Below are 21,486 nucleotides of genomic sequence, written 5' to 3'. Positions count from 1 at the left end.
CGGCGCTGGATCGTCCGACCGGAGAGATAGTGTCGACCGGTGGAACCCCCCGTCCGGACGGACGCGGGGTGATCGTCGTGTCCTCTCCCGCGGAAGTGATCATGACTGCGCTCACCGGACTGTTCGCCGCCGCCCTGGCCGACCCGGGGCTGGCCCGTGTGCGTGACCTGGCGCGCTCCGGTGCGGCCCAGGTCGACGGCCTCGACCTGACCGCGCCACCGGCGCTGCGCCCGTTCGCGGTCGCCGCCGTCGCCGCGGACGCCACCGACCAGGGGCGGGACGCCGCCGTCGGCGGTGCCGGGCGGCCGGTGCTGGCGGTCACCGCCACCAGCCGCGAGGCGGAGGACCTGGTGGCGGCGCTGGGTGGCCTGCTGCCAGCCGAGCAGGTGGCGATCTTCCCGAGCTGGGAGACGCTGCCGCACGAGCGGCTCTCGCCGCGCTCCGACACGGTCGGTCGACGGCTGGCCGTGCTGCGCCGGCTGGCCCACCCGGATTCGGCCGACGCGCACGGGCGCACCGGGCCGCTGCGGGTGGTCGTGGCGCCGGTCCGGTCGATGCTGCAACCGCAGCTCAAGGGGCTCGGCGACCTGGAGCCGGTGCGGCTGTCCGCCGGCGACGAGGCCGACCTGGAGCAGGTGGCGCGCCGGTTGACCGACATGGCGTACGCGCGGGTCGACCTGGTCACCAAGCGGGGCGAGTTCGCCGTACGCGGCGGCATCCTGGACGTCTTCCCGCCCACCGACGAGCACCCGTCCCGGGTGGAGTTCTGGGGCGACGAGGTGGAGGAGATCCGCACCTTCGCCGTGGCCGACCAGCGCACCATCGACCAGGTGCCGCAACTCTGGGCACCGCCCTGCCGGGAACTGCTGCTCACCCCGGAGGTCCGGGAGCGGGCCGCCACGCTGGCCGGGCAGCATCCGGAGCTGGCCGAGATCCTGGACAAGCTGGCCGGCGGCGTACCGGTGGAGGGCATGGAGTCCCTCGCCCCGGCGCTGATCGGCGACGACTCGATGGAGTTGCTGCTGGACTGCATGCCCGAGGGCACGTACGTCCTGCTCTGCGACCCGGAGCGGATCCGCACCCGGGCGCACGACCTGGTGCGTACCTCGGAGGAGTTCCTCCAGGCGAGCTGGGCCGCCGCGGCCGTCGGTGGCCAGGCCCCGATCGACCTCGGCGCGGCCGCCTTCCGCACCCTGGCCGACGTCCGCGCGACCGCCGCCACGCTGCGGCGGCCCTGGTGGACGCTGTCCCCGTTCGGGCTGGCCGACGACCTTCATTCGGTCCGGAGTGCCGGCCACCGGCGCGGAGGCCGAATTATGGCCGAGCCGGAGGCCGCCCCGGAGCGGCAGCCGTGGGAGGACGCGCCGGAGGCGGTCGACGTCACCCCCGACGACGCCATCGCGGTCAGCCTCAGCGCCCAGCCCGCGCCGCTCTATCACGGCGAGACCGACCGGGTCGTGGCCGACCTGACGCGCTGGACCGGTGAGGGCTGGTCGATCGTGCTGGTCTTCGAGGGGCACGGCCCCGCCCAGCGGGCCGTCGAGGTGCTCCGCGACGGTGGCCTCGGGGCCCGGATGACCGAGCAGGTCCCGGACGCGCCGGTGCCGGGCGAGGTGCTGGTCACCTGCGGCAGCCTCACCGGCGGCTTCGTCGACGAGGCGGCCCGGTTCGTGCTGCTCACCGGCAGCGACGTCACCGGTGGCCGGGGCGTCTCCACCCGGGACATGCGCAAGATGCCGAGCCGGCGGCGCAACACCATCGACCCGCTGGAGCTGCGGGCCGGCGACCACGTGGTGCACGAGCAGCACGGCATCGGCCGGTACGTGGAGCTGGTGCAGCGGACGGTCAACGGCGCGTCCCGGGAGTACCTGGTCATCGAGTACGCCGCCAGCAAGCGCGGCCAGCCGGGGGACCGTCTCTTCGTCCCCACCGACCAGCTCGACCAGCTCAGCCGGTACGTCGGTGGTGAGCAGCCGACGCTGCACAAGATGGGCGGCTCGGACTGGCAGAAGTCCAAGGCCCGGGCCCGCAAGGCGGTCCGGGAGATCGCCGCCCAGCTCATCCAGCTCTACGCCGCCCGCAAGGCGTCCAAGGGGCACACCTTCGGTCCGGACACCCCGTGGCAGCGGGAACTGGAGGACGCCTTCCCCTGGCAGGAGACGCCCGACCAGCTCGCCGCCATCGAGGAGGTCAAGCGGGACATGGAACAGAGCGTCCCGATGGACCGGCTGATCTGCGGCGACGTCGGCTACGGCAAGACCGAGATCGCGGTCCGCGCGGCGTTCAAGGCGGTGCAGGACGGCAAGCAGGTCGCGGTGCTGGTGCCGACCACCCTGCTGGTGCAGCAGCACTACAACACCTTCGCCGAGCGGATGAGCCAGTTCCCGATCACGATCCGGCAGCTCTCCCGCTTCCAGACGCCGAAGGAGGCCGAGCAGACCCTGGAGATGGTGGCCAACGGCACCGCCGACATCGTCATCGGCACCCACCGGCTGCTGGCGGCGGCCACCCGATTCAAGTCGCTCGGGCTGGTCATCGTCGACGAGGAGCAGCGCTTCGGCGTCGAGCACAAGGAGCACCTCAAGTCGATGCGGGCCGCCGTCGACGTGCTGAGCATGTCGGCGACCCCGATCCCGCGCACCCTGGAGATGGCGATCACCGGCATCCGGGAGATGTCCACCATCGCCACCCCGCCGGAGGAACGGCACCCGGTGCTCACCGCCGTCGGGGCACAGGACGACCGGCAGGTGGCCGCCGCCATCCACCGCGAGCTGCTGCGCGACGGACAGGTCTTCTACCTGCACAACCGGGTCGAGTCGATCGAGCGGGCGGCCCGGCGGCTGCGCGAGCTGGTGCCCGAGGCCCGGGTCGCGGTGGCGCACGGCCAGATGGGCGAGGACGCCCTGGAGAAGGTCATGGTCGGCTTCTGGGAGAAGGAGTTCGACGTCCTGGTCTGCACCACGATCGTGGAGTCCGGCATCGACATCCCGAACGCCAACACCCTGATCGTGGAGCGGGCCGACCTGCTCGGCCTGGCCCAGTTGCACCAGATCCGGGGCCGGGTGGGCCGGGGCCGGGAGCGGGCGTACGCGTACTTCCTCTATCCGCCGGAGAAGCCGCTCACCGAGCACGCGCACGAGCGGCTGGCCACCATCGCCCAGCACACCGAGTTGGGCGCCGGCATGTACGTGGCGATGAAGGACCTGGAGATCCGGGGCGCCGGCAACCTGCTCGGCGGCGAGCAGTCCGGGCACATCGAGGGCGTCGGGTTCGACCTCTACGTCCGGATGGTCGGCGAGGCGGTGCAGGCGTTCAAGGGCGAGCGTCCCGAGGAGGAGACGGACGTCAAGATCGACCTTCCGGTGGACGCGCACCTGCCGCACGACTACGTGAGCGTGGAGCGGCTGCGCCTGGAGATGTACCGCAAGCTCGCCGAGGCGCGTGACGAGGAGCGACTGCGCGAGGTGGCGGCCGAGATGACCGACCGCTACGGCGAGCCGCCCGCGCCGGTGCAGAACCTGATCGCGGTGGCGCGGTTCCGGCTGCTGGCCCGGCAGTACGGCCTCACCGACGTCAGCATGCAGGGCAAGCACCTGCGCTTCGGGCCGCTGCCGCTGCCCGACTCGAAGCAGATGCGGCTCAAGCGCTACCACCCGGACTCGGTCTACAAGGCCGCGCTCGACCAGGTCAGCGTGCCCCGGCCGACGACCCGTCGGATCGGTGGCGAGCCGCTGCGCGACCAGGCGCTGCTGGAGTGGTGCGCGCAGTTGCTCTCCGACGTCCTCGGTGCCCCCGCGGTGGCCGTGGGTGCTGGTGGCACCGGTGGGTAGGGGGCATGAGAGAGTGACGGGCATGCGTGCTCGCCGTCTTGTCGCCGTCGCCAGCGTGGCGGTCGGCCTCGTCGCCCTCTCCGGTTGCCGTTCCGAGCCCGGTGTCGCCGCGTACGTCGGTGACCACCGGATCACCGAGGACGCCGTCACCGAGGTCATCGACGACGCCCGGGCCAAGAACCCGGAGCCGACCGAGGCGGCCGAGCCGGTGCCCGGCCAGCAGGTTCGACTGCCCGCACGCGGCGAGGTGGTGAGCACCCTGGTGCTCGGTCAGGTCTGCGAGCGGATCTCCGCCGCCGAGGGCTACCGCCCCCAGGGGCAGGCCGAGGCCGCCCAGGTGGCCCAGCAGCTCGGCATCAGCCCGGAGGCCACGTACGCGCGGCAGGTCGCCGAGCTGTACACCTGCCTGTCCGGCATCCCGGTCGGCTCGCCGGTGGCACCGACCGAGCAGGAGTTGGCCGACCTGGTGGCGGCGGGCAAGCGCGCCGGTGCCGTACCCGCCGACGTGACCGTGGAGCAGGCCGCCCCGCAGCTCGACGGCGAACAGCTCCGCCAGGCCCTGGCCACCCGCGACGCCCTGGCCGGGGCGGTCGAGACCTACGACGTGACGGTCAACCCGCGCTACCGTCCGCTGGAGTTCCCGGTGCTCAGCTTCGCCGGTCAGGCGGTCGCGGTGGGTGTGCCGCTGGGTGAGCCGGGTTCCGACGCGGTCACCGACGTCTCCACCCCGAGGCCGGCGCAGACCGGCCCGGCCGACGGCTGACCGTGCCCCGGATCGTCCTGCTGGTGACCTCGCCCCGGTTGCCGGCCGGTCTGCTGACGGCGGCCGCCTGGGACGTCGTACGCGCCGCGCCGGTGCTCGCCGGTGCGGAGAGCGAGCTGACCAACGCCCTGCGGGTCGCCGGTGCCGAGGTACGGGTGCTCGACGGGCCGGCGGTGCCCGCCTTGCTGGACGCCTCGGCGACGCACGAGACCGTGGTGTGGCTGGCCGGACCGGCCGGCGACGAGTCGTTGGCCCGTCAGTTGGGGCTGCGGTTGGCCCGCGAACCGGGGCTGGCGGAGCTGGAGCTGATGTACGGCTCCTGGGATCCGCCGGGTGCCCGGCTGCTCGATGCGGTGGCGGTGCTGGACCGACTGCTCTCCCCGGGTGGTGATCCGTGGAAGCGGGCGCAGACCCACCAGAGTCTGGCCGGGTTCCTGCTGGAGGAGTGCTACGAGGCGTACGACGCGATCGGCGCCGGGGACACCGACGCGCTGCGCGAGGAGTTGGGTGACGTGCTGCTCCAGGTGGTGCTGCACGCCCGGCTGGCCGAGGAACTGCCCGAGGGCGAGCGGTGGACCGTGGACGACGTGGCCGGTGGCCTGGTCGACAAGATGGTCCGGCGCAACCCGCACGTCTTCGCCGACGCCGAGGCGGGCAGCCTGGAGGAGATCACCGCGAGCTGGGAGCGGATCAAGCAGGCCGAGAAGTCCCGGGACTCGGTGCTCGACGGCATCGCGGTGAGCCAGCCCGCGCTGGCCCTGGCCGCCAAGATCCTGGAGCGCGCCACCCGGGCCGGGCTCGGTGTGCCGCTCCCGTCGGCGGAGGCCCAGCCGGACGCCGAGGCGGCCCTGGGCGCCGCCCTGCTGACCGTCGTCGCCGAGGCCCGCGACGCCGGCCTGGACCCGGAGACCGCCCTGCGCCGCGCCACCCTCGCCCACGCCGAGTCCATCCGCAAGGCCGAATCCACCTCCCGTCCGAGCTGACGCACCGACCCAGTCGACTAACGACGGTGCCGGGATCGTGGCAGTGCAACTGCTCCAGGCCCGGCGTGTCGAACAGCTACGCTGCCACGCTGTTGCCAAGGGAGGCGGGGGCGCATGAAGAAGCCCCCAGCATCGCGCTGAGGGCTTCTGCGGACGGGTCAGCCCAGGGGGCCGATCTGCTTGGCCAGGTTGACGAACCCCTGCCAGTTGTTCGGGCTGACGTGGAGGGTGCCGCCGTCGCGGTCCTTGGTATCGCGGACCAGAACGACACCGGGCAGGTTGTCGGCCACCTCGACGCAGTCTCCGCCATTGGCGTTGCTTCGGCTGGACTTGCGCCAAGCGGCGTGGGTCAGGTCCATGTCTCCGCCACTTCCCTTATCAACTCGATCGACTGCCGGTGGGACAGGGCCTCACCGCGCACATTCTCCCACGCACCCATCAGAGTGACCAGGTCGCCCGGATCACTGACCACGTGGCCGTGCAGGGGCGTGTCCAGGTATCCGGCGGTGCGGTGCGGCCCGGCGAAGCTGGTCCTTCTCCGTGAGTACGCGGGTCACACGCTGGCGTTGGTCTTCTACCTCGCGCTTTTGATGCGGGATGCCGTGGACGACATCGCCGCGCTCGGCTTCACTCCCGACCTTGCCGCGCTGAACGACCGGTTCATGCGATGGATCAACCGACCGATCGACCTGAACGAGAGGGCCGCACGTGAGCGCCCGAGCCCCGGCAGCTCTGGCGCATCCCCGCGCTCTGAGTGAAGTGATGTCGTCGAACGTGCGCAGGGCAGGGCGCCGCCGACGAGCGCGCCTGGACCCGGCCCGGCCTGCGCAGCGGTGCGCCGGAGGTGGACCCGCACCCGGACCTGGTTCCGGCCGACCCACCATGTGACACCTAACCTTTCGCCCGCCCCGGGTCGCCGATCTCTTCCGTGGTGCGCGACGCTAGCGAGGCCAGCGAGGCATGGTGACAGCACAGACGGTTCAGCTCGATAGGCCGCAAGGGAAGGAGAAGACCCTCCATGGCGCGGCTGTCGTCGCCACCTCCGCCGATCCGCCGCGCGACCCGCCGCGCTCCCGGCGTACCAGCACCGGCGACATACCCCCGACCACCTGGCGGTGGCGTGGCTCCGTGATCAAGAGGTTTGCGTCGGAGAACCGTGTCGGCACGACGCAAATTCCTTGATCAACGGGGTGGGTGGCCTGTTTGCGGTGGGCGGGGTTTATCGGCGTGCTGGGCGTCGGGGGCGGGGGGTGGGTGGGGTGGTTAGGGTCGGGGGGTGGAGAAGTTCGGGGTGGTGGCGGAGCGGATCGTCGAGGCGTTGCTGGTCAGTCGGCCGGGGGTGGCCACCTCGGTCGGAGACCACCGGTACGACGACCGGTTGCCGGATCTCTCCGCCGACGCGGTGGCGGCCGACCGGGCAATGCTCGTGGACGCGGCCAGCGTGCTGTGCGAGATCGACCCGGATCCGGGCGACGTCGAGGAGCAGGTGGACCACGCACTGCTGGCGGCGGCGGTCGACCGGGAGTTGTTCGAGCTGACCGAGATCCGGGCACACGAGTGGGATCCGCTCGTGCACAATCCTGGCCCGCTGCTGCACGCCCTCGTCGCCCGGCCGTACGCGCCGGTCGAGGAGCGGTTGACCGCGCTCGCCGGTCGGCTCGCCGCCGTACCGGACGCGTTGGCGACCGCGCGGGCGACGCTGCGCGACATGCCCCGGATCCACGCCGAGACGGCGGTCGGGCAGTTCACCGGCACCGCCGCGCTGGTCCGGGACGAGGTGCCGGCGCTGCTGGCGCAGGCACCGGCGCTGGTCGACCGGGTCGAGCCGGCGGCCACCGCGGCGATCGCCGCGCTGGAGGAGTTCGTCGCCTGGCTGCGCACCGGGCTGGCCGCCGAGGACGGGCCGGGGCGGGATCCCCGGTTGGGGCGGCGGCGCTGGGAGGCCCGCCTGTGGCACACCCTCGACACCGAGCTGGGCGCCGCCGAGATCCAGCGGCGGGCGTGGGCAAACCTGGACCGGATCGGTGCGGAGATCCGCGCGGCGGCGGTCGAGCTGGTCGGCGGTCCGGCCGACGACGAGACGGTACGCCGCGCGCTGGACCTGCTGGCCGCCGAGCACCCCGACGACCACACCATCGTCGACCTGGCCTCGATCACGATGGACGAGGCGAGCGACTTCGTCCGCGCGCACGATCTGGTGAGCGTGCCGGACGACCCCTGCGTGATCCAGGTGATGCCGCAGTTCGCGCGCGGCGTGGCGGTGGCCTACTGCGACGCGCCGGGCGCGCTGGAGACCGCCGAGCTGCCCACCTTCTACTGCATCGCGCCGACTCCGGCGGACTGGCCGGCGCATCGCGTGGACTCGTTCTACCGCGAGTACAACGACCACATGATCAGGAACCTGACCGTGCACGAGGCGATGCCCGGTCACTTCCTCCAACTCGCCCACGCCCGCCGTCACCGGGGCACCACCCGGGTCCGCGCGCTGACCCGCTCCGGTCCGTTCGTCGAGGGTTGGGCGGTCTATGCCGAGGAGCTGATGGCCGGGCACGGATTCGGTGGGCTACCGGTGCGGTTGCAGCAGCTCAAGGTGCAGTTGCGGATGACCCTCAACGCGTTGCTGGACCAGTTGGTCCACGCCGAGGAGGCGTCCGAGGCGGAGGCGATGGCGCTGCTGACCGGGCGCGGCTTCCAGGAGGAGGGCGAGGCGGCCGGCAAGTGGCGCCGCTCGCTGCTCACCTCGGCCCAGCTCTCCACCTACTTCGTCGGGTACGCGGAGGTCGCCGACATCGCCGCGGCCCGCCCGTCCGAGGTGCCGCTACGGGACTGGCACGACGAGATGTTGGCGCACAACTGCCCGCCCCCGCGCCATCTGCGGACCCTGCTCGGGATCTGAGCCTCAGGTGGCGGGTCGACGGTCGACCACGCCCGCGCCCGGCGGTACCTCGAACGCGGCGCCGTCGACCTGCTCCTGGTAGCGGCTCAGTGCCAACTCCACCGGCACGCCGTCGATCTGGCCGGTGAAGCTGCCGAGCACGCCCTCCGCGGTCACGCAGGCGTTGAAGCTCTCGGCGGTCTGGCGTACGTCGACGCAGGTCGCGTGGTGCCCGGCGATGGTGTTCTCGCGCTGGGTGATGACCGCGCCGGGATCCAGGGCGGCACTGGTCAGCAGGCCCATCACCAGCGGCGGCGTGACCAGTCCCTCGCGTTCGGCGGCAGCGAAGACGACCACCGGCGGTTTGCTGTTCGGGGCGGGCGGCGCTTCGAGCGTGCAGACCGTCCGCCCGTCGTCGGCCTCGCAGCGGGTGGTCGCCTCGGCGGTGACGGTCAGCTTGCCGTCCGGCCACTCGTACGCCGACCGGGCCGGGTCCTGCGACTGGTTGATCGACGCGGTCCGGCCGCCGGAGAGTTGGTACTGCGCCGAGTAGGTCAACTCCAGCGCCCGATCGATCCGGGCGGCGAGGTCGTTGACCACGTCGGCCCGTCCCATCGCCCGTCCGGCGTCGTCCAGAGCCTGACAGCCAGTGACGGTGAGCAACGCGATGACCGACACGGCGAGCGTACGGAGGGTGGTCGAGGCGGCGGGCATGGCGCCAAGCCTGATCGATCAGGTCCCGCTCGTGCAAACTCGTTGCCGGTTGCCGCACGAGAATTCGGGAATGTCCGACCCGTCGGCGGTCACAGAGCGGGTCGTGGCCCGCCCGGTCGCGGTGCGCGGGAACGGGGACCGATACGCTGCGTTCAACACCTGCCTCAGCCGCACCGTCGCGGCCCATACCGCACGAGACGACACGAACGAGGAGCGACTCAGTGGCAACCATCGAGGTAATCGAGGCTCGGGAGATCCTGGACTCGCGGGGTAACCCGACGGTCGAGGTCGAGGTCGGGCTGGACGACGGCACGGTCTCCCGGGCGGCGGTGCCCTCCGGCGCCTCCACCGGCGCCTTCGAGGCGGTCGAGCTGCGCGACGGTGACAAGGGCCGCTACCTGGGCAAGGGAGTGGAGAAGGCGGTCGCCAACATCGAGGACCGCATCGTCGACCAGCTCATCGGGTACGACGCCAGCGAGCAGCGGGTGATCGACCAGAAGATGCTGGACATCGACGGCTCCGACAACAAGGGCGAGCTGGGCGCCAACGCCATCCTCGGCGTCTCGCTGGCGGTGGCCAAGGCGGCGGCCGGCAGCGCCGGACTGAGCCTCTTCCGCTACCTGGGCGGGCCGAACGCGCACCTGCTCCCGGTGCCGATGATGAACATCCTCAACGGTGGAGCGCACGCCGACAGCAACGTCGACATCCAGGAGTTCATGATCGCGCCGATCGGCGCGCCGAGCTTCCGGGAGGCGCTGCGCTCCGGTGCCGAGGTCTACCACGCGCTCAAGACCGTGCTGAAGAAGAAGGACCTGTCGACCGGGCTCGGCGACGAGGGCGGCTTCGCCCCGAACCTGCCCACCAACGCCGCCGCCCTGGACCTGATCGCCGAGGCGGTGGAGAAGGCCGGCTACACGCTCGGCACCGACATCGTCTTCGCCCTGGACGTCGCCGCCACCGAGTTCTTCGCCGACGGGCGCTACACCTTCGAGGGCGTCGCCAAGAGCGCGGAGGAGATGAGCGAGTACTACACCAAGCTCGCCGACGCGTACCCGATCGTGTCGATCGAGGACCCGCTGGCCGAGGACGACTGGAGCGGCTGGCAGACGCTGACCGCCGCGATCGGCGACCGGGTCCAGATCGTCGGTGACGACCTGTTCGTCACCAACCCGCAGCGCATCGCCCGGGGCATCACCGAGCGTGCGGCCAACGCGGTGCTGGTGAAGGTCAACCAGATCGGCTCGCTGACCGAGACCCTGGACGCGGTCGACCTGGCCCACCGGGCCGGCTTCAAGTGCATGATGAGCCACCGGTCCGGCGAGACCGAGGACACCACCATCGCCGACCTCGCGGTGGCCACCGGCTGCGGCCAGATCAAGACCGGTGCCCCGGCCCGCTCCGACCGGGTGGCCAAGTACAACCAGCTCCTGCGCATCGAGGAGGAGCTGGCCGACGCGGCGCGGTACGCCGGTGCGGGCGCCTTCCCGCGTTACCGTTCCGCCTGACGGGTGGTGAACCTCGGGGGAGGGGTGTGATGCAGCAGCGCCGCACGCCGGGTGGTCAACGTCCGGCCCGCCGGCCGGGCCGCACCGGTCGGCCCGGCACCGGCCGGGGCGCGGTCCGGGACGGCGGAGGGGTCCGCGCCGAGTCGCGTACCACCGCCGGCCGGGCGCCGTCGGCCGCCCGCGGTGCCGAGGGCGTACGCTCCGCCAAGCGGCCCGCCGCAGCCCGGCGCACCGCCGCAGGCGGCGTCACCCGGCTCTCCGCACCCCGATCCCGAGGTCTCACCGGCCGGGCCACCGTGCTGGTCGCGGTGCTGATCGCGCTCGCGCTCGCCTACACGTACCCGGTCCGGGTCTATCTCGACCAGCAGGCCGACATCGAGCGGATGGAGGCCTCGCAGGCCGCCCAGCGCAAGCTGATCGCCGAGCTGACCGAGGAGGCCGAGAAGTGGCAGGACGACGCGTTCATCGAGGCCAAGGCGCGGGAGCGGTTCTTCATGACCCGGCCCGGTGAGAAGTTGGTGGTGCTGCTCGACGACCCGGCCGGCGCCGCCCGGGACGCCGGCACCACCCAGCCCGGCACCCCGTCCATACCGGACCGCTGGTACGACACGCTCTGGTCGAGCGTGCGCGCCGCCGACGCGACACCGACCGTCGACTGAGCACCGATCCACCCCCGCACGAACGAGAGATGGCACCGTGACTGTCGTACCACCGCAGGAGCCGGCGGCGGCCTCCGTACCCCCACCGAAGCGGGAGCCGGCCACGGAGGCCGACCTCGCCGCGGTGGCCGCGCAGCTCGGACGCCCGCCGCGCGGCACCCGGGCGGTGGCGCACCGCTGCCCGTGCGGCCTGCCCGACGTGGTGGAGACGACGCCCCGGCTGGCCGACGGCACCCCCTTCCCGACGCTCTACTACCTGACCTGCCCCCGCGCGACCGCGGCGTGCAGCCGGTTGGAGTCGGCCGGGTTGATGCGGGAGATGGCCGACCGGTTGGCCGCGGATCCGGACCTGGCCGACCGCTACCGGGCCGCGCACGAGGACTACCTGGCCCGGCGGGACTCGATCGCCGAGGTCCCCGAGATCGCTGGCATCTCGGCCGGCGGGATGCCCGGCCGGGTGAAGTGCCTGCACGTCCACCTCGGTCACGCGCTCGGCGCCGGGCCCGGCGTGAACCCGTTCGGTGACGAGACGCTGGACCTGGTCGAGCCCTGGTGGGCGGCGGGCCGGTGCGTCGACGTGCCGGACGCCGAGTGAGCGGCGAGCCCGCTCCGGACCGGGCCGACGACATCCTGGTCCGGCCCGCCCGCACCGCCGACGTCCGCGCCATCCGTCGGCTGGTGGACACCTACACCGACGACCGGCGGCTGCTCAGCAAGGCCACCGTCACGCTCTACGAGCACGTGCAGGAGTTCCGGGTCGCCAGCCGGGTCGCCGACGGCGCGGTGGTGGGCTGCGGCGCGCTGCACGTGATGTGGGAGGACCTGGCCGAGATCCGGACGGTGGCGGTCGACCCGACCTGCCGGGGCCGGCGGATCGGGCACCGGATCGTGGCCGAGCTGATCGAGGCGGCGCGGGACCTGGGCATCGCGCGGATCTTCGTGCTCACCTTCGAGACCCGGTTCTTCGGCTCGTTCGGCTTCACCGAGATCGACGGCGCTCCCGTGCCGAACCCCGTCTACGAGCAGTTGCTGCGCTCGTACGACGAGGGCGTCGCCGAGTTCCTCGACCTGGAACGGGTCAAGCCGAACACGCTGGGCAACACCCGGATGCTGCTGCGTCTCTGAGGCCGGGTGCCCGGTCGGCTCGCCACTGTAGGGTGACCGTCGTGACGACGCGTGTGGCCGCCATCGACTGTGGCACCAACTCGATCCGGTTGCTGGTCGCCGACCTGCCCGACCCGTCGGAGGGGCCCTCGGCGCCGCTGCGCGACGTGTCCCGGCGGATGGAGATCGTCCGGCTGGGCCAGGGCGTCGACGCCACCGGCCGGCTCGCCCCCGAGGCGATCGAGCGGACCCGGGTCGCACTGGTCGACTACGCCGCCGAGATCGAGAAGTCGGGTGTCGAGCGGGTGCGGATGTGCGCCACCTCGGCCAGCCGGGACGCGGAGAACGCCGCCGACTTCCGGGCCATGGTGCAGCAGACGTTGGGCGTGGCGCCCGAGGTGGTCAGCGGCGACGAGGAGGCCCGGCTCTCGTTCACCGGCGCGGTACGCGGGCTGCCGTCCGAGGCGCGGTCGCCGTACCTGGTGGTGGACATCGGCGGCGGCTCCACCGAGTTCGTGGTCGGCAGCCGGGACGGCGGCGTCGACGCGGCGATCTCGATGGACATCGGCTGCGTCCGGATGACCGAGCGGCACCTGCACGGGGACCCGCCCGGGCTGGAGGAGATCGCCGCCGCGCAGGCCGACATCGCGGTGGCGGTCGACCGCGCGCTGACGGTGGTGCCGGGACGCGAGGCGGCCACGCTGGTCGGGCTCGCCGGGTCGGTCACCACCGTGGTCGCGATCGCCGAGGGCCTCACCGGGTACGACCCGACCCGCATCCACCACGCCCGGGTGTCGTACGACCGGGTGGCACAGGTGACCGCCGAGTTGCTGGCGGCCAATCGGGAGCAGCGGTTGGCGATCCCGGTGATGCACCCGGGCCGGGCCGACGTCATCGGTGCGGGCGCGCTCGTCCTCCGGGTGATCATGGAACGGGCCGGGATGGACTCGGTGGTGGCTTCCGAGCACGACATCCTCGACGGCATCGCCTGGAGCCTCGCTCCGGTAGGCTGAGTGCCTTCTGGGAAATGGCTGAACGGTTGATGCCCACGGGGCGACGGACGACATCGATGATCGCTTACGGTGTCGTCTGCTCATCCACCCTGGAAGGACAAACCGTGTCAGAGCAGGTCGCATCGGCTCCCGCGCCGAATGCTTCGCAGGACCCGTCGAGTGTCCCGGCACCGCCCTCCGGAGAGGCGGCGGGACAGCCGGCGCCGCCGACCGAACCGGCGCGTGGGTCCGGTGGCAAGAAGAAGCTGATCGGCATCGTCGGCGCGCTCGTCGTGTTCGCGGTCATCACCGGTCTGAAGTTCGGCCTCGCCAGCCTCTTCGACTCCGACAAGACCGCCGAGGCGAAGTCCGGTGACTGCATCGCCGAGCTCCCCGAGACGATCGGCGAGCAGGAGACCGAGGTCAGCGGTGCGAAGGTGGTCGCCTGCACCGACACCGACGCCGCGTACAACGTGGTCGGTCGGGTCGACGACCAGACCGAGGCCCAGGCCCGCACCGGTGAGGCGTGCGAGCCGTACTTCAAGGAGGGCGAAGACGGCTACGTCTTCTACAGCGTCAAGCCCGGCGCCACCGGCTACCTGCTCTGCCTGACCCGGAAGGCCTGACGGCAGGGCATGGCCCGGCACCATCGACGGCGGCACCGGCCCGGTGCCGCCGTCGGCGTGTCGAGCGGGGCGGGCGAACGGGAGGTGAACACCACTGCTCCCGCATCTTCCTAGCGATGGTCACCGCGTGGCAGGCTACCGACACGTACGACCACTGGGCGACCAGCCAACGATGACTGACCGCTAGGAGGATGGGCCGATGGGCGAGATGGTTACTTACCGTGGCGACGGAGGTACCGGCGAAGGGTATCTCGCGGTGCCCGCCAGTGGCACGGCCAGCCCTGCGGTCATCGTCATCCAGGACTGGTGGGGCCTGGTGCCGCAGATCCGGTCGGTGGTGGACCGCTTCGCCGAGGCGGGCTTCGTCGCGCTGGCGCCGGACTTCCGGCACGGCGAGCCGGCGGGCAAGCCGAGCGAGCCCCGTCGCCTGTTGAACGGTCCACAGATGGACGAGGCGGCCCGCGAGATCGCGGTGGCCGCCGACTACCTCGCCGGGCGTGCCGAGGTGACCGGAAAGGTCGGCTGCGCGGGCTTCTGCGCCGGGGCGAGCCTGGCGCTCTGGGCGGCCAGCCACTCCGAGCGGATCGTCGCCGCAGCCGCGTTCTATCCCCGGCTGCCCTGGGAGGGTATGCGTCCGGAGTGGACCGACTACGCCGGCAAGGACGCCCTCGTGCACTGCTCCGAGGCGGACGGCACCTCCACCGACCCCGGCGTCCAGACGGTCCGCCGGGCGATCGAGAACGCCGGCGGCACCTGCCAGTTGCACGACTATCCGGGCACCGCGCACGCCTTCTTCAACGAGGACCGGCCGGAGAAGTTCGACCTGCGTGCCGCCACCAGCGCCTGGGCCCGCACGCTCGAACTGTTCCGGGCCAAGCTTGGCTGAGTCGGGTACCCCGGCCGACGTGGTCGCCCGCGCCACGCGGGCGGCCGACCTGGCCGACCTCGACGCGGCCGTCGCCGACTGCTTCGCCTGTCCCCGGCTGGTCACCTGGCGCGAGGAGGTGGCGCGGACCAGGCGCGCCGCCTTCCGCGACCAGGAGTACTGGGGTCGGCCGGTACCCGGCTTCGGTGACCCCGAGGCCCGGATCGCCGTGCTCGGACTGGCCCCGGCGGCACACGGCGGCAACCGCACCGGACGGATCTTCACCGGCGACCGCTCCGGCGACGTGCTCTTCGCCGCGCTGCACCGCGCGGGCCTGGCCAACCAGCCGACCAGCGTGGCCGCCGACGACGGGCTGGCCCTGCGGCACACCCGGATCTTCGCGGCGGTGCGGTGCGCCCCGCCGGACAACAAGCCGAGCCCGGCCGAGCGGGACACCTGTGCGCCCTGGCTGCACCGGGAGGTCGACCTGATCCGACCGACGCTGCGGGTGGTGGTGGCGCTGGGCGCCTTCGCCTGGGCAGCGTGGTGGCCGGTGGCACGCCACGTGTACGGCGTCCGTCCGCCCAGCCCGCGACCGTCGTTCGGCCATGGGGCACACTGGTCCGGCACGGCCGTACCGGAACTGCTCGGTTGCTATCACGTCAGCCAGCAGAACACCTTCACCGGACGGCTGACACCAGGAATGCTTGACGATGTGTTCGCCCGGGCGAAACAACTGGCCGGGTTGGACTGACGCTGCGGGGTGGTGGAGATGGCGGACGCGACGCAGACGAGCCCGCCGTACGCCCTGGTGGAGCGAAGGTAGGTCGACGTGGACCTGCTGCGCAAGTGGTGGCCCGTCACCGCGGTGATCGGCCTGCTCGCCGTCGTCACGCTGGCCGCCGCGCACTCGTCGATCGGCGCGAGCCGGATCCCGCCGGCCGTGCAGGACGCCCCGTTCGTCCTGGAGTATCCGACCGGCGACCCGCGTCCCTCGATCCCGGTCGAGCCGCGCGACGCCGCCGAGCAGACTCGGGCCGAGATCCCGCCCTGGATCGGCACGCTGGCGCTGGTGCTGCTCGGGCTCGTCCTGCTCGTGGTCATCGGCTACCTCGCCTGGACGGTGATCCGGGGCATGGCCCGCCGGGTCACCCGGCGGCTGCCCGCGCGTCCGGCCCGCCGCAGCGCCGCCGGCACCGCCCGCGAGGTGGTCGCCGCGGTCGACGCCGGCCTGGTCGACCTGGACGACCGGGACACCGACCCGAGGACCGCGGTGATCGCCTGCTGGGTCCGCCTCGAAGAGGCCGCCGCCGGTGTCGGGGTGCCCCGACTGGCCGGTGACACCCCCACCGACCTGGTCACCCGGCTGCTGCGCGGGGACTCCGCCAACGGGGTGCCGGCGATCGTCAGCGCCGACGTGCTGGCCGAGCTGGCGCAGGTCTACCGCGAGGCGCGGTACGCGACCCGCCCGGTCGAGGAGCGCACCCGCGACCAGGCCCGCGCCGCCCTGCGACGGTTGCGCGGCGAACTCACCGCCACCGTCGAGCAGGACCAGGTGACGGCGTGAGTAAAACCAGTATCGACGACCTGCTCAGCTTCGAGGAGGAACGGCCGGTCCAGCAGGAACCGCCCCGGGGTGGGCGGCTGCGGAGCCTGCTCGGGTTCCTCGGCCTCACCGCCGCCGCGACCGTCGTCCTGATCGCCGGGTTGCGGGCGGTCGGGTTGCGGGTGTCCCTGGTGGTGCTGGTCGCCGGAGTGGTCACCGTGCTCGCGGTACGCCGCATCGTCGCCACGCTCGCCCCTCCGCCGCGCTCCGGACAGACCGTGGCGCGGCCGCAGCAGGACGGCGAAGAGGACGGGATGTACAACTGGGACGCCCGGGACGCGCTGCGCACCGCGATCAACGGGTGGGAGCTTCCCCTGGAGTGGTCCAAGACCCAGCCGGAGCGCTTCTCCCAGCTGATCCTGCCCCGCCTCGCCGAGCTGGCCGACGAGCGGCTCCGGCTCAAGCACGGCGTGACCCGCGAGTCGGATCCCGGCCGGGCCCGCGCCCTGCTGGGCGAGCGACTGTCGACGTTCCTGGACACCCCGCCCCGCCGTACCCCTTCGCCGCGCGATCTCGCGGCGATCGTCGCCGAACTGGAGAAGATCTGATGAACGACGTCGGCCAGACGATGCCCCCCGCCGAGGTCGGCCGCCTCGCCCGGGCGGTGTTGGACGCGGTGGGCCAGGTCGTGGTCGGCAAGCGGGACTCGCTGGAACTGGTCCTCGCCGGCATCCTCGCCGGTGGACACGTGCTCCTGGAGGACCTGCCCGGCCTGGGCAAGACGCTCACCGCGCGGTCCTTCGCCCAGGCGCTCGGGCTGGACTTCCGCCGGCTCCAGTTCACCCCGGATCTGCTGCCCGCCGACGTCACCGGCTCGTTCCTCTACGACCAGCGCAGCGGCGACTTCACCTTCCGGGCCGGCCCGGTCTTCACCAACCTGCTGCTGGCCGACGAGATCAACCGGACGCCGCCGAAGACCCAGTCCGCCCTGCTGGAGGCGATGCAGGAGAAGCAGGTCTCGGTCGAGGGGGTCACCTACCGCCTGGACGAGCCCTTCCACGTGCTCGCCACCGCCAACCCGATCGAGTACGAGGGCACCTATCCGCTGCCGGAGGCGCAGCTGGACCGTTTCCTGCTGCGGGTGTCGTTCGGATACCCGGAGCACGAGGAGGAGTGGGAGGTGCTGCGTCGGCGGATGGCCCGCCGCCGCGAGGAGGCCGAGATCAAACCGGTCGTGGACGCCGCCACGCTGCGCGCCATGCAGGCGGCGCTAGAGGACGTGGTGGTGGAGGACTCGGTCGGCCGGTACATCGTGTCGTTGACCGCGGCCACCCGGGAACACCCGTCGGTGCTGGTCGGTGCCTCGCCGCGTGGCTCGCTGGCACTGCTGCTGCTGGCCCGGGTACGGGCCGTGCTCTCCGGCCGGGACTACGTGGTGCCGGAGGACGTCAAGGACGTCGCGGCACCGGCGTTGGCGCACCGGATCACGCTGCGGCCGGAGATGTGGCTGCGCCGGGTCGACCCGTCCTTCGTCGTCGGCGAGGTCCTCGACGGCACCCCCGCGCCGGCCAGTGGCGCGCTGCCCAGTTACGCCGCCGGTGGACCGGGACACTGACCCGTCGTGACCGCTCCGGACCGACCGGCCCCGCCGAGCTGGACGCCGACTGCGGCGCTCGGCCGCGCGGTGCTGCTCACCGGCCTGCTGCTGGCCGCCGCGGTGCTGTTGGGCCGGGTCGACCTGGTCGTGCTGGCCGTGCCGTTCGCGCTCGGCACCGCGTACGCGCTGCGTCGCCGACCGACCGAGCTGCCCCAGGTGTGGATCAGTGCCGACGAGGCGCACCTGGTGGAGGGCTGCGACGTGAGCGGCACGATCAGCGTCGGCAACCCGGGCACCGTGCCGTACGACGTGGCGGTGCTGCGTACCCGGGTCTCGCCGTGGCTGCGGGTGACCCGGGCGGCCCTCGCCGGTGGTGACGCGCCCGCCGGCCGGCGGTCCTCTCCGACCGACCGGCCCTTCGTCACCTCGGTTGCCCCGGACACCGCAGTCGACCTGGAGCTGTCCGGCACCGCGTTGCGGTGGGGACGGCACCGGATCGGCCCGGCCGGTGCCCGGGTCGCCGCCGCGCAGGGCCTGCTGACCTCCCGTGCGGTCTACGCCGAGCCGATCAGGTCCAAGGTGTACCCGAAGACCGAGCCGTTCGACGCGGTCGAGGCGATGCCCCGGGCCGCCGGCCTGGTCGGCGCGCACCATTCGCGTCGGCCCGGCGAGGGCGGCGAGCTGGCCGGTGTCCGCGTGTTCGCCCCCGGCGACCGGCTGCGCCGCATCGACTGGCGGGTGTCGCTGCGGGCCCGGCAACTGCACGTGGCGTCCACCCTCTCCGACCGGGACGCCGAGGTGGTCGTGCTGCTCGACGTGCTCGCCGAGGCGGGCCGCTCCGGCGGGATCGCCGGCACCGCCTCGGTGCTGGACACCACGGTCCGGGCCGCCGCCGCCATCGCCGAGCACTACCTGCACCGGGGCGACCGGGTGGCGTTGCTGGAGTACGGCCCGAGCGCCCGGCGTCTTCGCCCGGCCACCGGACGCCGCCAGTACCTGACCGTCCTGGAGTGGCTGCTGGACGTGAAGGCGCAGTCCTCCCCGCACGAGCCCTACGACCAGGTGTTCGGACCGCAGGTGCTCTCCGCCGACGCACTGGTGGTGGTCCTCACGCCGCTGCTGGAGGAACGGTCGGCGCAGATGCTGGCCCGGCTGGCCCGCTCGGGGCGGTTCGTGGTCGCGGTGGACACCCTGCCGGCCGACCTGACCCCGCCGACCGACCGGGGCTGGGCCGAGGTGGCGTACCGGCTGTGGCGGCTGGACCGGGAGACGATGATCGCCCAGCTTCGCGAACACGGGGTGCCGGTGGTGCCCTGGGCCGGTGCGGGCAGCCTCGACCAGGTGCTGCGGGACGTGGCCCGGCTGGCCACGGCACCCCGGGTGGGTGGCCGGTGATCGCGCGGCTCAAGGCGGTACGCACGGCGGCCGGTCGGATCACCCTGGCCCCGATCCTGGTGCGCTTCGGCGTCTTCCTCGTCACGTTCGCCGGGTTGCTGCTGTCGTACCCCGTCCAGATGCTCCAGGGGCAGACGCTCGGCGCGCTGGCCGTGGTCGCGGTGGCGCCCGCGGTGTCACCGCACCGGTTCTGGCCGAGTTTCGCCGCGCTGGTCACGGTCGCCGGCTGGGTGCTCGCCACCGACCTGCACGAGCGGCCGATCGCGCTGTGGCGGCTGCTGTTCGTGGCGGCGCTGCTCTATCTCGCGCACACGCTGACCGCCCTGGCGGCACTGCTGCCGTACGACGCGGCGGTGGACCCGGATCTGATCGTGCGTTGGCTCACACGGGCGGGCACAGTGGTGCTCGCCACGTCGGTCCTCGGGGTGCTGCTGGTCGAGTTGGCCCGGGTCGGCAGCGACGGCACCGGACGGATGCCGGTCACGATCGCCGGTCTGCTGGTGGTCGTCGGGTTGACCGCGATGCTGGCCTGGCTGCTGCGACGCAGGTGAACGGCGGTTCCGACGGGATCGCCGGGGCCTGCGGTGCCGCTGTGATTCGTCCGGTTTCGTCCCTGCGGTAGCGCGGGTCACACTGAGGTTGTGCTCGGTCACAGAAGGGTGCCGCGAGCGGGGTTACCGGCGCTGGCACGGGAAAGATGTAAGCGTGAATCCGAAGCGGATCCTTGTGGTGGGTGCCGGGCACGTCGGGCTCTACGCGGCCCTGCGCCTGTCGAAGAAGCTCAGCTCCCGTGAGGCCGAGGTCATCGTCGTCGACCCGCAGCCGCACATGACCTACCAGCCGTTCCTCCCCGAGGCGTCGGGAGGGAACATCTCCCCACGGCACTCCGTGGTGCCGCTGCGTCGCGAGTTGCGGCGGTGCACGGTGGTGTCCGGTGCGGTGACCCGCATCGAGCACGACCGCAAGACCGCCACCGTGCAGCCGATCATCGGACCGCCGCGCGAGATCGCGTACGACCACGTCGTGGTCGCACCGGGTTCGGTCTCCCGGACCCTGCCCATCCCCGGCCTGCACGAGCACGGCATCGGGTTCAAGACCATCGGCGAGGCCATCTATCTGCGCAACCACGTGTTGGAGCAGTTGGACGTGGCGGCCGCGACGACCGACCCGGAGGTCCGGCGTCGCGCCCTCACCTTCGTCTTCGTCGGCGGCGGGTACGCCGGCATCGAGGCGCTCGCCGAGATGGAGGACATGGCCCGGCACGCCCTGAAGTACTACCCGGAGCTGACGGCTTCGGACATGCGGTGGGTGCTGGTCGAGGCCACCCAACGGGTCCTTCCCGAGGTCGACCGGGACATGGGTGCCTACACCGTGCAGCAGTTGCTGAAGCGGGACATGGACATCCGGCTGGACACCCGCCTGGAGTCCTGCGTCGACGGGGTGGTGAAGCTCTCCGACGGGGACAGCTTCAGCTCGGACACCATCGTCTGGACGGCGGGCGTGAAGCCGGCGCCGATGCTGGACGCCACCGACTTCCCCCGCGACGAGCGGCGTCGGGTCACCTGCCGGCCCACCCTCCAGGTGGTCGACGGTGACCGGGTGGTCGAGGGCGCCTGGAGCGCCGGGGACTGCGCCGCCGTACCGGACCTGACCAAGCCGCCGGGCAACTTCTGCTCGCCGAGCGCCCAGCACGCGGTACGCCAGGCCCAGCGGATGGCCGACAACATCGTCGCCGTGGTCCGGGGCGGGCAGCCGGTCGACTACAAGCACAAGCACGCCGGCAGCGTGGCCAGCCTCGGCCTGCACAAGGGCGTGGCCCAGGTCTACGGCGTCAAGATGACCGGCTGGCCGGCCTGGTTCATGCACCGGACGTACCACATGAGCCGCATCCCCTCGTTCAACCGCAAGGTCCGGGTGGTGGTCGACTGGACGTTGGCGTTCTTCCTCAAGCGTGAGGTGGTCGCCCTCGGTCAGTTGCACGACCCGCGCGAGGAGTTCGCCGAGGCGTCCTACCCGGGCTCCAAGGCGTAGT

At 72.5% G+C, this 21,486-nt stretch carries 21 protein-coding genes and 1 pseudogene; 19 read left to right on the top strand and 3 right to left on the bottom strand.

Annotation, left to right across the window (positions count from 1 at the left end; translation table 11 throughout):
• Nucleotides 1-101 precede the first annotated feature (101 nt).
• The 3 genes from mfd to ACWDVW_RS20455 are packed head-to-tail and all read left to right on the top strand — an operon-like array spanning nt 102 to nt 5,576.
• Nucleotides 102-3,830, top strand: coding sequence for a transcription-repair coupling factor (mfd, locus tag ACWDVW_RS20465; protein ID WP_449951175.1), 3,729 nt, complete (start codon nt 102-104; stop codon nt 3,828-3,830).
• 22 nt (nt 3,831-3,852) lie between these two features.
• Nucleotides 3,853-4,593: a hypothetical protein gene (locus ACWDVW_RS20460; RefSeq protein ID WP_449951173.1), complete on the top strand. Its 741-nt coding sequence runs from the start codon at nt 3,853-3,855 to the stop codon at nt 4,591-4,593.
• Between the two features lie 2 nt (nt 4,594-4,595).
• Nucleotides 4,596-5,576 carry a nucleoside triphosphate pyrophosphohydrolase gene (locus ACWDVW_RS20455; RefSeq protein ID WP_449951171.1) on the top strand — a complete coding sequence of 327 codons (981 nt, stop codon included), beginning with the start codon at nt 4,596-4,598 and terminating at the stop codon, nt 5,574-5,576.
• 158 nt (nt 5,577-5,734) lie between these two features.
• Here the strand turns inward: ACWDVW_RS20455 and ACWDVW_RS20450 are convergent, their stop codons facing one another.
• Both ACWDVW_RS20450 and ACWDVW_RS20445 read right to left on the bottom strand, forming a co-directional pair.
• Nucleotides 5,735-5,935, bottom strand: a complete 201-nt coding sequence (locus ACWDVW_RS20450) for a DUF397 domain-containing protein (RefSeq protein ID WP_449951168.1) — start codon at nt 5,933-5,935, stop codon at nt 5,735-5,737.
• A pseudogene (locus ACWDVW_RS20445) lies at nt 5,926-6,090 on the bottom strand (Scr1 family TA system antitoxin-like transcriptional regulator); the annotation flags it as partial. The pseudogene ACWDVW_RS20445 and the gene ACWDVW_RS20450, both read right to left, overlap by 10 nt.
• A gap of 52 nt (nt 6,091-6,142) precedes the next feature.
• Between ACWDVW_RS20445 and ACWDVW_RS20440 the strand changes: the two are divergent.
• Together ACWDVW_RS20440 and ACWDVW_RS20435 are read left to right on the top strand one after the other, a co-directional pair.
• The gene (locus ACWDVW_RS20440) at nt 6,143-6,334 is read left to right on the top strand and encodes a hypothetical protein (protein ID WP_449951165.1); all 192 of its coding nucleotides are present in this window, start codon (nt 6,143-6,145) and stop codon (nt 6,332-6,334) included.
• Nucleotides 6,335-6,852: 518 nt separating this feature from the next.
• Complete coding sequence (locus ACWDVW_RS20435; RefSeq protein WP_449951163.1) at nt 6,853-8,472, top strand: DUF885 domain-containing protein; 1,620 nt, start codon at nt 6,853-6,855, stop codon at nt 8,470-8,472.
• 3 nt (nt 8,473-8,475) lie between these two features.
• Here ACWDVW_RS20435 and ACWDVW_RS20430 read toward each other — a convergent pair whose 3' ends face one another.
• Nucleotides 8,476-9,165, bottom strand: a complete 690-nt coding sequence (locus ACWDVW_RS20430; RefSeq protein ID WP_449951160.1) for a hypothetical protein — start codon at nt 9,163-9,165, stop codon at nt 8,476-8,478.
• Nucleotides 9,166-9,386: 221 nt separating this feature from the next.
• Between ACWDVW_RS20430 and eno the strand changes: the two genes are divergently transcribed.
• The 14 genes from eno (at nt 9,387) to ACWDVW_RS20360 (ending at nt 21,485) form a co-directional block, all read left to right on the top strand.
• Nucleotides 9,387-10,670 (top strand): phosphopyruvate hydratase, encoded by a 1,284-nt coding sequence (gene eno / locus ACWDVW_RS20425; protein ID WP_396740605.1) that lies wholly within the window; start codon nt 9,387-9,389, stop codon nt 10,668-10,670.
• Between the two features lie 29 nt (nt 10,671-10,699).
• Nucleotides 10,700-11,329 (top strand): FtsB family cell division protein, encoded by a 630-nt coding sequence (locus ACWDVW_RS20420; RefSeq protein WP_449951157.1) that lies wholly within the window; start codon nt 10,700-10,702, stop codon nt 11,327-11,329.
• A gap of 37 nt (nt 11,330-11,366) precedes the next feature.
• Complete coding sequence (locus tag ACWDVW_RS20415; RefSeq protein WP_449951154.1) at nt 11,367-11,924, top strand: DUF501 domain-containing protein; 558 nt, start codon at nt 11,367-11,369, stop codon at nt 11,922-11,924.
• Nucleotides 11,921-12,454, top strand: coding sequence for an amino-acid N-acetyltransferase (locus ACWDVW_RS20410; RefSeq protein ID WP_449951151.1), 534 nt, complete (start codon nt 11,921-11,923; stop codon nt 12,452-12,454). The genes ACWDVW_RS20415 and ACWDVW_RS20410 overlap by 4 nt, the downstream gene beginning before the upstream one ends.
• Nucleotides 12,455-12,507: 53 nt before the next feature.
• Entirely contained in the window at nt 12,508-13,446 is a 939-nt protein-coding gene (locus ACWDVW_RS20405) for a Ppx/GppA phosphatase family protein (protein WP_449951247.1), read from the top strand.
• Between the two features lie 104 nt (nt 13,447-13,550).
• On the top strand, nt 13,551-14,051 hold the full coding sequence (locus ACWDVW_RS20400; RefSeq protein ID WP_449951149.1) for an LppU/SCO3897 family protein: 501 nt from the start codon (nt 13,551-13,553) through the stop codon (nt 14,049-14,051).
• Nucleotides 14,052-14,250: 199 nt separating this feature from the next.
• Nucleotides 14,251-14,937, top strand: coding sequence for a dienelactone hydrolase family protein (locus tag ACWDVW_RS20395; protein ID WP_350695688.1), 687 nt, complete (start codon nt 14,251-14,253; stop codon nt 14,935-14,937).
• A gap of 19 nt (nt 14,938-14,956) precedes the next feature.
• Complete coding sequence (locus ACWDVW_RS20390; RefSeq protein ID WP_449951244.1) at nt 14,957-15,670, top strand: uracil-DNA glycosylase; 714 nt, start codon at nt 14,957-14,959, stop codon at nt 15,668-15,670.
• Between the two features lie 78 nt (nt 15,671-15,748).
• Nucleotides 15,749-16,483, top strand: coding sequence for a DUF4129 domain-containing protein (locus ACWDVW_RS20385; RefSeq protein WP_449951146.1), 735 nt, complete (start codon nt 15,749-15,751; stop codon nt 16,481-16,483).
• Complete coding sequence (locus ACWDVW_RS20380; protein WP_449951143.1) at nt 16,480-17,070, top strand: hypothetical protein; 591 nt, start codon at nt 16,480-16,482, stop codon at nt 17,068-17,070. Before ACWDVW_RS20385 ends, ACWDVW_RS20380 begins: the two co-directional genes overlap by 4 nt.
• Nucleotides 17,070-18,077, top strand: a complete 1,008-nt coding sequence (locus ACWDVW_RS20375) for an AAA family ATPase (RefSeq protein WP_350695684.1) — start codon at nt 17,070-17,072, stop codon at nt 18,075-18,077. The genes ACWDVW_RS20380 and ACWDVW_RS20375 overlap by 1 nt, the downstream gene beginning before the upstream one ends.
• 6 nt (nt 18,078-18,083) lie before the next feature.
• Nucleotides 18,084-19,454, top strand: a complete 1,371-nt coding sequence (locus tag ACWDVW_RS20370; protein WP_449951140.1) for a DUF58 domain-containing protein — start codon at nt 18,084-18,086, stop codon at nt 19,452-19,454.
• Nucleotides 19,451-20,005 (top strand): hypothetical protein, encoded by a 555-nt coding sequence (locus tag ACWDVW_RS20365; protein WP_449951138.1) that lies wholly within the window; start codon nt 19,451-19,453, stop codon nt 20,003-20,005. Before ACWDVW_RS20370 ends, ACWDVW_RS20365 begins: the two co-directional genes overlap by 4 nt.
• 154 nt (nt 20,006-20,159) lie before the next feature.
• Nucleotides 20,160-21,485, top strand: a complete 1,326-nt coding sequence (locus ACWDVW_RS20360; RefSeq protein ID WP_449951136.1) for an NAD(P)/FAD-dependent oxidoreductase — start codon at nt 20,160-20,162, stop codon at nt 21,483-21,485.
• The last annotated feature ends 1 nt before the right edge of the window (nt 21,486 follow it).

Source organism: Micromonospora sp. NPDC003241 (assembly GCF_053589795.1).
Note: the sequence above shows the minus strand (reverse complement) of the source record. Positions and strands in the feature narration are given on the sequence as shown.

Bases quoted from the DNA above. Each gene is read 5' to 3' on its own strand.
- ACWDVW_RS20450 (WP_449951168.1), bottom strand. From the start codon at position 5,935: ATGGACCTGACCCACGCCGCTTGGCGCAAGTCCAGCCGAAGCAACGCC.
- ACWDVW_RS20430 (WP_449951160.1), bottom strand. From the start codon at position 9,165: ATGCCCGCCGCCTCGACCACCCTCCGTACGCTCGCCGTGTCGGTCATC.
- ACWDVW_RS20375 (WP_350695684.1), top strand. From the start codon at position 17,070: ATGAACGACGTCGGCCAGACGATGCCCCCCGCCGAGGTCGGCCGCCTC.
- mfd (WP_449951175.1), top strand. From the start codon at position 102: ATGACTGCGCTCACCGGACTGTTCGCCGCCGCCCTGGCCGACCCGGGG.
- ACWDVW_RS20395 (WP_350695688.1), top strand. From the start codon at position 14,251: ATGGGCGAGATGGTTACTTACCGTGGCGACGGAGGTACCGGCGAAGGG.
- ACWDVW_RS20420 (WP_449951157.1), top strand. From the start codon at position 10,700: ATGCAGCAGCGCCGCACGCCGGGTGGTCAACGTCCGGCCCGCCGGCCG.
- ACWDVW_RS20460 (WP_449951173.1), top strand. From the start codon at position 3,853: ATGCGTGCTCGCCGTCTTGTCGCCGTCGCCAGCGTGGCGGTCGGCCTC.